A 14,123-nucleotide genomic window follows, 5' to 3' on the forward strand; every position below is an offset into this window, starting at 1 on the left:
GTCCGTGTCCGGTCGGACACGACCCGCCGGTACGTCCCGAACGGAGGTGGCTACCCTGGTGCAGCGTGGCACCCACCTCCGTCTTCCCCGCCCTGGAGCCGATCCTGCCCCGCGTCGCCAAGCCGGTGCAGTACGTCGGCGGTGAGGGGAACTCGCAGGTCAAGCCGTGGGACTCCGCGGCCGTCCGCTGGGCACTGCTCTATCCGGACGCCTACGAGGTCGGCCTGCCCAACCAGGGCGTCCAGATCCTGTACGAGGTCCTCAACGAGCGCGCCGACGCGCTGGCCGAGCGCTGCTACGCGGTCTGGCCCGATCTCGAGGCCCTGATGCGCGAGTCGGGGGTGCCGTCGTTCACCGTCGACGCCCACCACGCGGTCGGTGACTTCGACGTCCTCGGCGTCTCCTTCTCCACCGAGCTCGGCTACACCAACCTGCTCACCACGCTCGACCTGGCGGCGATCCCGCTGCACGCCCGCGACCGCGACGAGACCCACCCGGTCGTCGTCGCCGGCGGGCACGCGGCGTTCAACCCGGAGCCGGTCGCGGACTTCGTCGACGTCGCCGCGCTCGGTGACGGCGAGGAGGTCGTCGGCGACATCACCGACGTCGTGCGCGACTGGAAGGCGCAGGGGCGCCCGGGCGGGCGCCGGGAGCTGCTGCTGCGGCTGTCGTCGACGCCGGGCTGCTACGTGCCCTCCCTCTACGACGTGACCTACGCCGAGGACGGCCACATCGCCGCGGTCACCCCGGTCGACGAGCGGGTCCCCGCCACCGTCCAGAAGCGCACCACCATCGAGCTCGACGAGTGGCCGTACCCGAAGAAGCCGCTGGTCCCGCTGGCCGAGACCGTCCACGAGCGGGCCAGCGTCGAGATCTTCCGCGGCTGCACCCGCGGCTGCCGGTTCTGCCAGGCGGGGATGATCACCCGCCCGGTGCGGGAGCGGTCGCTGCAGGGCGTCGGGGAGATGGTCGACGCCGCCGTGCGGGCCTCGGGCTTCGACGAGGTCGGTCTGCTGTCGCTGTCGAGCGCCGACCACTCCGAGATCGCCGAGATCACCAAGGGCCTCGCCGACCGCTACGAGGGCACCAACACCTCGCTGTCGCTGCCGAGCACCCGGGTCGACGCGTTCAACATCGACCTGGCCAACGAGATCTCCCGCAACGGCCGTCGCTCCGGGCTGACCTTCGCCCCCGAGGGCGGCTCCGAGCGGATCCGCCGCGTGATCAACAAGATGGTCTCCGAGGACGACCTGATCCGCACCTGCGCCGAGGCGTTCTCCCAGGGCTGGCGGCAGGTGAAGCTGTACTTCATGTGCGGGCTGCCCACCGAGACCGACGAGGACGTCCTGGAGATCGCGGGCATGGCGCACCGCGTGATCAAGGCGGGCCGCGAGGCGTCCGGGCGCAACGACGTCCGCTGCACCATCTCCATCGGCGGGTTCGTGCCCAAGCCGCACACCCCGTTCCAGTGGGCCGCCCAGTGCGCCCCGGAGGTCGTCGACGCCCGGCTGCGCAAGCTGCGCGAGGCCGTCAACTCCGATCGGCGGATCGGGCGCAACATCGGCATGCGCTACCACGACGGCGAGCCCTCGCTGATCGAGGGACTGCTCGCCCGCGGCGACCGCCGGGTCGGCGCCGTCATCGAGAAGGTCTGGCGCGACGGCGGCCGGTTCGACGGCTGGTCCGAGCACTTCTCCTACCGCCGCTGGGTCGACTCCGCCGCCGAGGCGCTGGAGCCGCAGGGTGTGTCGCTGGACTGGTACACCGTCCGCGAGCGCGGGGCCGACGAGATCCTGCCCTGGGACCACCTCGACTCCGGCCTGGAGCGGGACTGGCTGTGGGAGGACTGGCAGGACGCGCTGGCCGGCCGCGAGCAGGACGACTGCCGGTGGACGCCGTGCTTCGACTGCGGCGTGTGCCCGTCCACCGGCACCGACATCGAGGTCGGCCCCAGCGGGACCACCCTGCTGCCGCTGACCGTGGTCAACCCGACGGCCTCGGCCGCGGGGTCGCTCGGGGACGCACGCCCGGGTGACTGAGAACGGCTTGTCCTCGATCCCGGACCCGGCCCTCGCCGGCGCCGACGGGTCGTCCTGGGAGTACGGCGGCAGACGCCTGCGGGTCCGGGTCGCCGACGAGCGCGACGTCGCCGCGCTCGGCCGGCTGCGTCGGCTCTGGCTGGAGGAGCGCGCCGGGCGGCCGGTCGAGGACCCCTCGTTCGCCGAGTCCTTCGCCGCCTGGTGGCGGGTCGAGCAGCCGCGGCGCGCGTTCTGGGTGGCCGAGGCGGGCAGCGACCGTGCCGGCTGGACACCGGTCGGGTCGATCAACGTGCTGGAGACCGTGCAGATGCCCCGCCCCGGTGGCCGCGGCACGCGCAGCGGGCAGGTCGGCAACGCCTTCGTCCTGGCCGCGTTCACCGAGGCCGGCGTGCCGCGGGCGCTGCTCGCCGCGGTCGTCGCCCACGCCAGGGCCCGTGGGTACCGGCGGCTGATGCTGGCCCCGACCGCGGGCAGCGCCGCGTTCTACCGACGTGCCGGGTTCCGGCCGGCCGGCGACACCCTGCTGGTCTTGGGCGACTGAGGGGGCCACCCCCGCGTTCGCGTCCGTCCGGTCGGCTCCGTCCCGCGGTGTCCGGATCGGATACGCGACGGTCACAGGGGCACGTGATCTCACGGGAAACGTCGAACTAGGGTCTGGCCGCAACCGGGCGCGACGGCGTCCGGATCCGGCGTGGGGGGACCACATGGCGACGACGCACGACCCGGCGGGCAGCAACCGCCCGGACTTCTCCCACGAGGAGGAGGGCTACCACAAGGGCCTGGGGAAACGGCAGCTCCAGATGATCGCCATCGGAGGTGCGATCGGAACCGGGCTGTTCCTCGGTGCGGGCGGCCGGCTCGCCTCGGCGGGCCCCGCGCTGGCGCTGGTCTACGCGGTCTGCGGCGTGTTCGTGTTCCTGATCCTGCGGGCGCTCGGTGAGCTCGTGCTGCACCGGCCGTCGTCGGGGTCGTTCGTCTCCTACGCCCCCGAGTTCTACGGCGAGAAGGCGGCCTACGTGGCCGGCTGGCTGTACTTCCTCAACTGGGCCTTCACCTCCATCGTCGACGTGACGGCGATCGCGCTCTACATGAAGTTCTGGGGCGCCTTCTCCGACGCCCCGCAGTGGCTGATCGCCCTGATCGCCCTGGTCGTGGTGCTGGCGGCGAACCTGGTCTCGGTGAAGCTGTTCGGCGAGCTGGAGTTCTGGTTCGCGCTGGTCAAGGTGATCGCACTGGTGGCCTTCCTGGTGGTGGGCACGGTGTTCCTCGCGGGACGGTTCCCGATCCAGGGCGCCGAGACCGGCATCTCGGTGATCACCGACAACGGCGGTCTGCTGCCCAACGGCCTGCTCGCCGCGGTGGTCATCACCCAGGGCGTGGTGTTCGCCTACGCCGCGACCGAGCTGGTCGGCACCGCGGCGGGGGAGACCGAGAACCCGGAGAAGGTGATGCCCCGAGCGATCAACTCCGTGATCGCGCGCATCGCGCTCTTCTACGTCGGCTCGCTGGTGCTGCTCGGCCTGCTCCTGCCCTACACCGCCTACCGCGAGGGCGTCAGCCCGTTCGTCACGTTCTTCGACTCGATCGGCGTGCCCGGTGCCGGCACCGTGATGAACCTGGTGGTCCTGACCGCCGCGCTGTCCAGCCTGAACGCGGGGCTGTACTCGACCGGTCGCATCCTGCGCTCGATGGCGATGAACGGGTCGGCGCCGGGCTTCACCGGCCGGATGAACAAGTCGGGAGTGCCCTACGGCGGCATCGGCCTGACCGCGGTGATCACCCTGCTCGGCGTCGGGCTGAACGCGGTGGTCCCCGAGCAGGCCTTCGAGATCGTGCTGAACATCGCCTCGCTGGGCATCCTCGCCAGCTGGGCCACGATCGTGCTCTGCCAGATCCGGTTCGTGCGGATGACCGAGTCCGGCATCCTCACCCGGCCCTCGTTCCGGCTGCCCGGCTCGCCGTGGACCGGCTACGCGGTCCTGGTCTTCCTGCTCGGGGTGCTGGTGCTGATGGGCTTCGACTACCCGGTCGGGACCTTCACCGTCGCCTCCATCCCGGTGCTGGCGGTGCTGCTGACGATCGGCTGGTTCCGGGTGCGGACCCGGGTCCGCGAGGCCGCACAGGAGCGGATGGGCTACACCGGCGCCTTCCCGGTCCGCGCCGACCGGCCGCACCCGCCGCACCGCGGCTGACCGGACCGGGCCCGGTCTCTAGACTCCTAGAGACCGGGCCCGGTCTCTAGACTCCGAGCCGTGGCACGCGTGAAGGCAGGAGCGGCGGCGAACCCGGCACCCCCGACGGTGCAGCGGGTCCGCCTGCGCTTCGCCAAGCGCGGCCGGCTGCGGTTCCTGTCGCACCGCGACGTCGCCCGCAGCTTCGAGCGCGCCGTCCGCCGGGCCGGCGTCCCGGTCGCGCACTCGCACGGCTTCAGCCCGCATCCGCGGCTGTCCTGGGTCGGGGCCGCCCCGACCGGTGCGGCCAGCGAGGCCGAGTACGTCGAGATGGGCCTGACCCGCGAGGTCGACCCGGAGCTGGTCCGCGCGGCGATGGACCAGGCGCTGCCCGACGGGCTCGACGTCGTCGCGGCCGCGACCGCGGTCCCGCCGGCGCTGGCCGACCGGATCGACGCCGCCCGCTGGCGGCTGGAGGTCCGCGGCATCGCCGTCGAGGAGGTGCGGGCCGCGGTCGAGGCGTTCACCGCGCAGGAGTCGGTCGTGGTGACCCGGCTGACCCCGTCCGGCCGCAAGGAGATCGACGTGCGTGCGGCCGTCGTCACTCTGCTCGTCGAACCGCAGGTGAACGACCCGGAGGGCGATCGTGACCCGTCCCGGTCGGCGGGTTCGCCGTCCCCGGTCACCGACTGTGCGATACTGACGGCGGTCGTACGGCTGACGACACCGACCGTTCGACCCGATGACGTACTGGGCGCGCTCACCGTCGTCGCAGACCTGGCGCCGCCGGTACCGGTGACGGCCACCCGGTTGGCGCAGGGCCTGCTCGACGACGCGGGCGACCTGGTGGATCCGCTCGGTGCGGTCCCGGTGACCCGGGCCCGGCCGGACGCTTCCTGACCCGGACGGCGCACCGCCTCCGGTCCGGCGTCGAGCACCATCCCCGGAGATCGGGGAGCGACACCAGATGTGCCGCACCGCGCAACCCGCGCGTGCTGCGGAACGTACGCGCAAGGTCCCTGCGTGGCCGCCTCCGACGCGAGGCGCCCGGGGGCGAAGGAGCTGAATGTCCGTGAACGACACGCCCGCCGGTGACACCGGCGGGCTCTCCGAGCTGCCGGAGAAGATGCGGGTCCACGCCCTGGCCAAGCTGCTGGGGACCGCGAGCCGAGACGTCCTCGCCGCCCTGTCCGGGCTCGGCCAGGAGGTCCGCAGCGTCCAGTCCAGCATCACCCGGGCGACGGCCGAACAGGTCGTCGCCGCCCTGCGTCCGGGCACCGAGCCCGCCGCGGCGTCGGCCGACCGCGCCCCGGAGCCGGCCGTCACCGACGCGCCCGACCCGGTGGTCACCGAGGTGCTCGCCGCACTCGACCTCGGTGCCGGCAGCGCCACCGACAGAGACAGCGACACCGACAGCGGCACCGACGCCGGCCCGGAGGTCGCCGCGGCCCCCGCCGACCCGTTCACGACCGGCGCCGCCCGGGCTCGTGGCGCGGCCGCACCGGCGCTCGCCCCGGTCTTCGCGGTCCCGATGTTCCAGGCCCCGGCCGCCCCGGGTGCCGCTCCCGCCGCGACCCCGGAGCCCGCGGGCCGCGACACCGCGGCCGAGCAGGCCGAGGACGGCCCCGGCGACGGCGCCCCTCGCAAGGGACGGAAGGGCCGTCGCCGCAAGGACCGCGATGCCGCCCCGGCCGACGCCGCCGCTACCGACGGCACGACCGGCACCGACAGTGCCGGCACCGACAGCACCGGCGACCCGGCCCGTGTCGACGTCCCGGCCGGGGACCCCGCCGACGACCGGGCCAACGACCGGGCCGAGGACCGGCCCGACTCCGACGACGACGGTGACGACGAGAACGGCAACCGCCGTCGTCGCCGCCGGGGCCGCCGTGGCCGTGGCCGCGGTAAGGGCGGCGAGGACTTCAGCGAGGACGGCGGCGACGACTCCGACGACTCCGAGGACCCCGGCTCCGAGGACTCCGGGGCGGACTCCGGGTCCACCGGGGCCGGCTCCGAGGACTCCGACTCCTCGGACGACTCGGACGACTCCGAGGACCAGTCCTCGGGCGGCTCGCGCCGGCGGCGGCGCCGTCGTCGTCGCGGGGGCTCCGAGGTCGAGGACCGTTCCGAGGACGACCCGCCCAACACCGTCACCCGGGTCCGCGAGGCCCGCAGCGAGTCCCGCCAGGACTCCGGATCGTCCTCCGACGACCAGGTCCAGGGCGTGCGCGGCTCCACGCGGCTCGAGGCCAAGCGCCAGCGCCGCCGGGACGGCCGCGACGCGGGCCGTCGCCGCCCGCCGATCCTGTCCGAGTCGGAGTTCCTGGCCCGGCGCGAGTCGGTCGACCGCCAGATGGTGATCCGTCAGCGCGCCGACCGCACCGAGATCGGCGTGCTCGAGGACGGCATCCTGGTCGAGCACTTCATCACCGGTGGCAACTCCGGCAGCTCGATGGTCGGCAACGTCTACCTCGGCCGCGTGCAGAACGTGCTGCCGTCGATGGAGGCGGCGTTCGTCGACATCGGGCGCGGCCGCAACGCCGTGCTCTACGCCGGCGAGGTCGACTGGGACGCCGCCGGACTCAACGGCAAGGCGCGCAAGATCGAGCAGGCGCTCTCCTCGGGCGACCAGGTCCTGGTGCAGGTCACCAAGGACCCGGTCGGTCACAAGGGTGCCCGGCTGACCACGCAGATCTCCCTCGCCGGTCGCTTCCTGGTCTACGTCCCCTCCGGTGGCGCCGCGGGGATCTCCCGCAAGCTGCCCGACACCGAGCGCAAGCGCCTCAAGGAGATGCTGAAGGAGATCGTCCCGGCCGACGCCGGTGTGATCATCCGGACCGCCTCCGAGGGCGTCTCGCACGAGGCACTGGAACGCGACGTCCGCCGGCTGCAGGCGCAGTGGGAGGTCGTCAAGGAGAAGGCGAACAAGACCGGCCCCGGCGCGCCCAAGGCGCCGACGCTCCTCTACGAGGAGCCGGACATGCTGGTCAAGGTCGTGCGCGACCAGTTCAACGAGGACTTCTCGAAGCTGATCGTGTCCGGCGCCGACGCCTGGGACACCGTGTCCGGCTACGTCGAGCACGTCGCGCCCGAGCTCGCCGACCGGATGCACCGCCACACCGGGCCGTCCGACGTCTTCACCGAGTACCGGATCGACGAGCAGCTGCTCAAGGCGCTGGACCGCAAGGTCTGGCTGCCCTCGGGCGGCACGCTGGTGATCGACCGGACCGAGGCGATGACCGTCGTCGACGTCAACACCGGCAAGTTCACCGGCTCCGGCGGCAACCTCGAGGAGACCGTCACCCGCAACAACCTGGAGGCGGCCGAGGAGGTCGTCCGCCAGCTGCGGCTGCGCGACATCGGCGGGATCATCGTCGTCGACTTCATCGACATGGTGCTCGAGGCGAACCGGGACCTGGTCCTGCGCCGCCTCACCGAGTGCCTCGCCCGGGACCGCACCCGTCACCAGGTCGCCGAGGTGACCTCGCTCGGCCTGGTCCAGATGACCCGCAAGCGGGTCGGCGGCGGGCTGCTGGAGCACTTCTCCACCACCTGCGAGCACTGCCGCGGGCGGGGCGTCATCGTCTCGACCGACACCGGGCCGGACCACCAGCACGGCCGCTCCGGCAACGGCGCCCAGCACGGCAACGGTTCCGGGAACGGGCACGGCTCCGGGAACGGCAACGGGAACGGGAACGGCTCGGGCAACGGGCACGGCAGCGGCTCCGGGAACGGTGGCCACGCCGACTCCGAGGGCGGCGGACGCCGCAAGCGGCGTCGGGGCGGCAACGGCAACGGGGACTCCGGCCAGGGCGAACCGGGTGACGGTGGCTCCGGCCGCCAGGACCCGGGTCGCCAGGACACCGCGCGCCACGACACCGCGCGCCAGGAGGCCGACCGCAACGGCTCCGGCCACCGCAACGGCTCCGACCGTCCGGACGGGCGCGTCGGGGACCGGGACCGTGCCCGGGACGACTCCGGCGACACCGGGCGCGTCGACGCCGCCGCGGCGGTCGCGGCCGTCGCCGCGGGAAGCACCCCGAAGGGCGACGACGGCGCGGCCGCCGGAGCCACCGGGGTCTCCGTGCCGGCCACGGCCGACACCACCACCGTCGACGCCGCGCCCGCACCCGCACCGGCCGACGACGAGACCGTCGTCGCCGAGCCGCGCGGGGAACTGACCGGTTCGGCGGCCCCCGTGGTCGCCGAACCCACCGGTGCCCCGCAGGCCGCGGCCCCGGCCCGGGACGTGGCCCCGGAGCCGACGGCGACGGGGTCCGCCCCGGAGCCCGAGGCACCCGCACCGCGCCGTCGCCGGGCCAGCCGGTCCGCCGGCCCGGTCCGCGGTGGTGAGCCGGTGGTCATCACGACCGCCTCCACGCCGGAGGAGTCCACTCCGCAGGCCGCCACGGCGACACCGGCCGACGCGGGAACGGCGGCCGTCCCGGCCGTCGCCGCGCAGCCGGAGCCCGCCGCGGTGGTCACCCGTACCCGCCGTTCGCGCCGGGCGGCCTCCCGCCCGGCGGGTCCGCCCCAGGACGGAGGGTGACAGTGACCCCGCCGGAGAGCGCTCCGACGGGGTCGCGTAACCTTGACCGACAGAAGCCACGCCTCTGCACACGACAGTGTTCGGCACGGGGGCCGTGGTGTGCGCGCCGGGACCGGCGCGAGCTGTCACAGCCCGAGCGCACCAGATGCGCCCCCGATGTTCAGGAGTCGTGCGTCAGCGATGTACGCGATCGTCAAGACCGGCGGCAAGCAGTACAAGGTGGCCGTCGACGACGTGGTCACCGTCGAGAAGCTCGACGGTGAGCCCGGCGCCGAGATCATTCTGCCCGCCGTGCTGCTCGTCGACGGCGACCAGGTGACCACCGACGCCAGCGGCCTCACCTCCGCGGTGACGGCCACCGTCGTCGAGCACACCAAGGGTCCGAAGATCCGGATCCACAAGTTCAAGAACAAGACCGGGTACCACAAGCGTCAGGGGCACCGTCAGCCCCTGACGAAGGTCCAGGTCACCGCGATCGGCAAGTAAGGAGCCCGGGTCATGGCACACAAGAAGGGTGCGTCCAGCTCCCGTAACGGTCGCGACTCCAACGCCCAGTACCTGGGTGTGAAGCGTTTCGGCGGCCAGTCGGTCAAGGCCGGCGAGATCCTCATCCGTCAGCGCGGCACCGCCACCCACCCGGGTGTCAACGTCGGGCGCGGCAAGGACGACACGCTGTTCGCCCTCGCCGCCGGGACCGTCGAGTTCGGTTCCAAGCGCGGCCGCAAGACCGTGAACATCGTGCCGGCCGAGGTCTGAGCGACCCGCCAGCACAGCGACGCCGACGGCGGGTCACCCCGGTAACGGGGGCCCGCCGTTCGTCGTGTCACCACCCACCGCGGCCCCGCCGCGGTACGACACCGACAGGAGCACCGTCATGTCCCGGTTCGTGGACCGCGTCGTGCTGCACGCGACCGCGGGTGCCGGGGGCAACGGCTGCGCCTCGCTACACCGCGAGAAGTTCAAGCCGCTCGGCGGCCCCGACGGCGGCAACGGCGGCCGGGGCGGCTCGGTCGTGCTCGTCGTCGACGCGGGCGTGCACACGCTGCTCGACTACCACCACCGCCCCCGCGCGGAGGCGAAGAACGGCACCCAGGGGCAGGGGGCGTTCAAGCAGGGCGCCAACGCCCCGGACCTGGAGCTGCGGGTGCCCGACGGCACCGTCGTGCTCGACGCCGATGGCGAGGTCGTCGCCGATCTGGTCGGCGTCGGCACCCGGTTCGTCGCCGCCGAGGGCGGACGGGGCGGGCTCGGCAACGCCGCGCTGGCCTCCGCCGCCCGCAAGGCCCCCGGGTTCGCGCTGCTCGGCGAGCCCGGCGACGAGGTCGAACTGACCCTGGAGCTGCGCAGCCTCGCCGACGTCGGCCTCGTCGGGTTCCCCAGCGCGGGCAAGTCCTCGCTGGTCGCGGCGCTGTCCGCGGCCCGTCCGAAGATCGCCGACTACCCGTTCACCACCCTCGTGCCGCAGCTCGGCGTGGTCAGTGCCGGCGACGACACCTTCACCGTCGCCGACGTCCCTGGCCTCATCCCCGGCGCCGCCGAGGGCCGTGGCCTCGGTCTGGAGTTCCTGCGTCACATCGAGCGCTGCTCGGTGCTGGTGCACGTCGTGGACTGCGCGACCTTCGAGACCGAGCGCGACCCGGTGTCCGACATCGAGGCGCTGGAGACCGAGCTGGCGCACTACGCCGAGGCGCTCGGCACCAGCGCGCTGGGGGAGCGGATCGACCAGCGGCCGCGTCTGGTCGCGCTCAACAAGATCGACGTCCCGGACGCCGCCGACCTGGTCGACATGGTCCGCGACGACCTGACCGAGCGCTTCGGCTGGCCGGTGTACGCGATCTCCACCGCGTCCCGCGCCGGGCTGCGGGAGCTGAGCTTCGCGATGGCCGAGCGGGTCGCCGCGGCCCGCGCCGCGCGCCCGGAGGCCGAGCCGAGCCGGATCGTGCTGCGCCCGCGCGCCGTCGACGACACCGGCTTCACCATCACACCCGACCCGGAGCTCGACGGCGGGTTCATCGTGCGCGGGGAACGCCCCGAGCGGTGGATCCGCCAGACCGCGTTCGAGAACGACGAGGCCGTCGGCTACCTCGCCGACCGGCTCGCCCGGCTCGGCGTGGAGGAGGCGCTGGCCAAGGCCGGAGCCGTCCCCGGCTGCCCGGTCACCATCGGCCAGGTCACCTTCGACTGGGAGCCGTCCACCCCGGCCGGCGTCGCCGCCCTGCTCACCGGGCGCGGCACCGACATCCGGCTGGAGGGCAACGAGCGGGTCGGCGCCGCCGAGCGCAAGCGCGCCCGGGTGGCGCGCCGGGCGCACCTGTCCGACGCCGAGCTCGCCGCGGGCGCCCGCTACTCGTCGGACCACGAGATCGAGGAGTGAGACCGGCGTGAGCACGCGCGCCACGCTGGGTGCCGCGAAGCGGATCGTGGTGAAGGTCGGGTCGTCGTCGCTGACGAGCCTGACCGGCGGGCTCGACCCGGCCCGGCTCGACGCGCTGGTCGACGCCCTGATGGGGCGCCGCGCCGCCGGCACGCAGGTGGTGCTCGTCTCCTCGGGGGCGATCGCGGCCGGGCTCGCGCCGCTGCAGCTGCGCAGGCGGCCGCGGGACCTCGCGACCCAGCAGGCCGCCGCGTCGGTCGGGCAGCTGCTGCTCGCCCACGCCTACTCGGCGTCGTTCGCCCGGCACGGGCAGGGCATCGGGCAGGTCCTGCTCACCGCCGACGACATGATCCGCCGCTCGAACTACCGCAACGCCCAGCGCACGCTGGAGCGGCTGCTGCAGCTCGGGTCGCTGCCGGTGGTCAACGAGAACGACACCGTCGCCACCGCCGAGATCCGGGTGGGCGACAACGACCGGCTCGCCGCACTCGTCGCGCACATCGTCGGCGCCGACGCGCTCGTGCTGCTCTCCGACGTCGACGGCCTCTACGACGGCCACCCGCGCGACCCCGGCACGTCGCTGATCCCCGAGGTCGACGACCCGGCCGAGCTCGCCGGGGTCAGCGTGACCCGTCCCGGGTCAGGGCTGGGCACCGGCGGCATGGCCACCAAGGTCGAGGCGGCCGCGATGGCGTCGGCCGCCGGGATCCCGGTGCTCCTGACCGCCGCCGACCGGATCGCCGACGCCCTGGCCTGCACCGACGACGGGCCGAAGGCCGGCACCGTGTTCCGCGCCGCCGGTACCCGGATGAGCGCCCGCCGGTTCTGGCTGCGGCACGCCGCCGACGTCCGGGGGGCCCTCGACCTCGACGACGGCGCGGTCGAGGCCGTCCGGAAGCGGCGTCGCTCGCTGCTCGCGGCGGGTGTCCACGGGGTCTCCGGCGACTTCGTCGCGGGGGACGTGGTCGAGCTCCGCGCCCCGTACGGCCGCCCGATCGCCCGCGGCGTGGTGTCCTACGACGCGACCGAGCTGCCGCACATGATCGGCCGCCGGAGCCGCGAGCTGCCCCCCGAACAGCGGCGCGAACTCGTCCACGCGGACGACCTCGTTCTGCTCTAGGCGGCGGCAGGGGCACAATGCCCGCATGTCGGCCGACCGCGCCCGTTCCGCGCTGGTCGCGTCCCTGGTCAGCGCCGGCCGGGTGCGCACCCCCGCGGTCCGCGCGGCACTGGAGACGGTGCCGCGCCACCTGTTCCTGCCCGCCCTCGACCCCGGCGAGGCCTACGCCGACGTCGCCGTCCCGATCAAGGTCGACGACGGCGTGACGGTCAGCTCGGTCTCCCAGCCGTCGATGGTCGCGATCATGCTGGAACAGCTGGGGGCCGCGCCGGGGCACCGGGTGCTGGAGGTCGGTGCGGGGGCCGGCTGGAACGCGGCGCTGCTGGCGGAGCTGGTCGGCCCGGACGGAGCCGTGACCACCCTCGACATCGACGACGACCTGGTCGCCGGGGCCCGGGCGAACCTGGACACCGCCGGGTTCGACGGCGTCGACGTCGTCGCCGGGGACGGGGCGCTCGGGTACTCGCCCGGGGCGCCCTACGACCGCATCGAGCTGACGGTCGGCTCCACCGGCGTCCGGCCGGAGTGGGTCGCCCAGCTCGCGCCCGGCGGACGGCTGCTCCTGCCGCTCACAGTCCGCGGCAGCCAGCTGTCGGTGGCGTTCGTCCACACTGCCCCGGGACGGCTGCGGTCGAGCTCGGTGCGCAGCTGCGCGTTCGTCCGGCTGCGCGGGGAGGGCGCGGACCAGGGGGCCGAGGTCTCGCTGCCCGACGGACGGTGGCGGGTGCAGCCCGCCTGCGGCTCCGACGACGCCGACGACCCGGACCCGCGGGCACTGGCCCGCGCGACCACCGGCGAGGGCACCGACCGGCCCGTCGCCGCGGCGGGCACGGTGGCGGACCTGTGGGACGGGCTCGGGCTGTGGGCCGCGGTCGCCGACCCGGGGGGTGGTGCGGCTGTTCGGCCCGGACGAGGGCGGGGCCGCGCCGGCGTTGTTCGACCTCGGTGGCGTCCGCGCGACGCTGGGCCTGGTCGCCGGCGACGGGTGCGCGGTGCTGCTGGCGGCCCCGGAGGCGACGGTGCGGGCCTGCGGGCCGGACGGTGACCTCGCCGCCGAGCGGCTGGCCGGGCTGATCGCGGGGTGGGTCGACGCGGGCCGGCCGCACGCGGCGGACCTGCGCATCGAGGCGGTCGTCCCGTCGCTCGCCGATCCCCGGGACGGCGCCGACAGCGCCACCGGCGCCGCCGGAGCGCCCGGGGCCGGGCCGGGCGAGGTGCTGGTGGACGGTGCGGGTACCCGGCTGACCCTGCGCTGGGGTCCGGCCCACGCCGGGGGCTGAGCGGGCCCCGGCGTGGGCCGACCGGGTGAGCGCACGGCTCAGACCTGCTCGACGTCGAAGTTGACCAGGCCACCCTGGATCTCGGTCACGGTGGCGCGGACGTCGATCGAGTCCTGGCCGGAGGTGACCCGGCAGCCCACGGCCTGGCCGGTGGTGGGGGCGAGGTCGCCGTCGCAGGTGGTGGCGTCGATCGGGACGCCGGCGTTCTGCGCGACGAGCGAGCCGACGGTGTCCTGCAGCAGCGCCCTCGGCACCGGGCGGGGCTCGGTGGTGATGTCGAAGGACACGTCGTCGCCGTCGACCGCGGTGACCGTGACGACCGCACCCACCGGCTGGCCGCCGGAGTGGAACTCGCAGGTCCGGGTGGCTCCGACGGTCGCGTCGAGGTCGCCGGCGCAGTCGGCCCTCCCGTTGTCGATGGCGACGCCCTGTGCGCCCAGCGTGCTGACGATCTGCTGCTCGACGCTGTCCGCCGGGACGGAGGCGAGGCTGCAGGCCGTGGTGCCGAACAGGACGGTGGTCGTCGCGGCGTCGGCGAGGCCGAGCCGGGCGAGGGTGCGCAGGGCGGCGTTCACGGTGTCTCCTCGGGT

General features: G+C 74.3%; 12 protein-coding genes. 11 read left to right on the forward strand and 1 reads right to left on the reverse strand.

Going from position 1 to position 14,123, the window contains the following annotated elements; all coding sequences use genetic code 11:
- Positions 1–65 precede the first annotated feature (65 nt).
- From KPL59_RS34550 to KPL59_RS34600, 11 genes are all read left to right on the forward strand, one after another.
- Positions 66–2,039, forward strand: coding sequence for a TIGR03960 family B12-binding radical SAM protein (locus tag KPL59_RS34550; RefSeq protein WP_020627653.1), 1,974 nt, complete (start codon positions 66–68; stop codon positions 2,037–2,039).
- Positions 2,032–2,580, forward strand: a complete 549-nt coding sequence (locus KPL59_RS34555) for a GNAT family N-acetyltransferase (protein WP_060712773.1) — start codon at positions 2,032–2,034, stop codon at positions 2,578–2,580. Before KPL59_RS34550 ends, KPL59_RS34555 begins: the two co-directional genes overlap by 8 nt.
- A 163-nt stretch (positions 2,581–2,743) precedes the next feature.
- Positions 2,744–4,231 carry an amino acid permease gene (locus tag KPL59_RS34560; protein ID WP_374111711.1) on the forward strand — a complete coding sequence of 496 codons (1,488 nt, stop codon included), beginning with the start codon at positions 2,744–2,746 and terminating at the stop codon, positions 4,229–4,231.
- Between the two features lie 69 nt (positions 4,232–4,300).
- Positions 4,301–5,110, forward strand: a complete 810-nt coding sequence (locus KPL59_RS34565) for a TIGR03936 family radical SAM-associated protein (RefSeq protein WP_226363314.1) — start codon at positions 4,301–4,303, stop codon at positions 5,108–5,110.
- Between the two features lie 172 nt (positions 5,111–5,282).
- The gene (locus KPL59_RS34570) at positions 5,283–8,759 is read left to right on the forward strand and encodes a translation initiation factor IF-2 N-terminal domain-containing protein (protein WP_374111712.1); all 3,477 of its coding nucleotides are present in this window, start codon (positions 5,283–5,285) and stop codon (positions 8,757–8,759) included.
- Between the two features lie 180 nt (positions 8,760–8,939).
- Positions 8,940–9,245, forward strand: coding sequence for a 50S ribosomal protein L21 (rplU, locus tag KPL59_RS34575; protein ID WP_020624746.1), 306 nt, complete (start codon positions 8,940–8,942; stop codon positions 9,243–9,245).
- 12 nt (positions 9,246–9,257) lie between these two features.
- Positions 9,258–9,515: a 50S ribosomal protein L27 gene (gene rpmA, locus KPL59_RS34580; RefSeq protein WP_020624745.1), complete on the forward strand. Its 258-nt coding sequence runs from the start codon at positions 9,258–9,260 to the stop codon at positions 9,513–9,515.
- Between the two features lie 118 nt (positions 9,516–9,633).
- Positions 9,634–11,133: a GTPase ObgE gene (gene obgE / locus KPL59_RS34585; RefSeq protein ID WP_226363293.1), complete on the forward strand. Its 1,500-nt coding sequence runs from the start codon at positions 9,634–9,636 to the stop codon at positions 11,131–11,133.
- 7 nt (positions 11,134–11,140) lie between these two features.
- On the forward strand, positions 11,141–12,253 hold the full coding sequence (proB, locus tag KPL59_RS34590) for a glutamate 5-kinase (RefSeq protein WP_226363294.1): 1,113 nt from the start codon (positions 11,141–11,143) through the stop codon (positions 12,251–12,253).
- Positions 12,254–12,278: 25 nt separating this feature from the next.
- Positions 12,279–13,298, forward strand: coding sequence for a methyltransferase domain-containing protein (locus KPL59_RS34595; protein ID WP_226363295.1), 1,020 nt, complete (start codon positions 12,279–12,281; stop codon positions 13,296–13,298).
- Positions 13,246–13,533, forward strand: a complete 288-nt coding sequence (locus tag KPL59_RS34600) for a hypothetical protein (RefSeq protein ID WP_226363296.1) — start codon at positions 13,246–13,248, stop codon at positions 13,531–13,533. Before KPL59_RS34595 ends, KPL59_RS34600 begins: the two co-directional genes overlap by 53 nt.
- A gap of 38 nt (positions 13,534–13,571) precedes the next feature.
- On the opposite strand, the gene KPL59_RS34605 is transcribed toward KPL59_RS34600, so the two are convergent.
- A complete protein-coding gene (locus tag KPL59_RS34605) occupies positions 13,572–14,108 on the reverse strand; it encodes a DUF4333 domain-containing protein (RefSeq protein WP_226363297.1) in 537 nt (178 codons plus the stop codon).
- Positions 14,109–14,123: the final 15 nt, after the last annotated feature.

It is taken from the genome of Pseudonocardia sp. ICBG1142 (assembly GCF_020496255.1).
GTDB lineage: Bacteria > Actinomycetota > Actinomycetes > Mycobacteriales > Pseudonocardiaceae > Pseudonocardia.

Coding starts and splice junctions, on each gene's coding strand:
- rplU (WP_020624746.1), top strand. CDS start 8,940: ATGTACGCGATCGTCAAGACCGGCGGCAAGCAGTACAAGGTGGCCGTC.
- obgE (WP_226363293.1), top strand. CDS start 9,634: ATGTCCCGGTTCGTGGACCGCGTCGTGCTGCACGCGACCGCGGGTGCC.
- rpmA (WP_020624745.1), top strand. CDS start 9,258: ATGGCACACAAGAAGGGTGCGTCCAGCTCCCGTAACGGTCGCGACTCC.
- KPL59_RS34595 (WP_226363295.1), top strand. CDS start 12,279: ATGTCGGCCGACCGCGCCCGTTCCGCGCTGGTCGCGTCCCTGGTCAGC.
- KPL59_RS34560 (WP_374111711.1), top strand. CDS start 2,744: ATGGCGACGACGCACGACCCGGCGGGCAGCAACCGCCCGGACTTCTCC.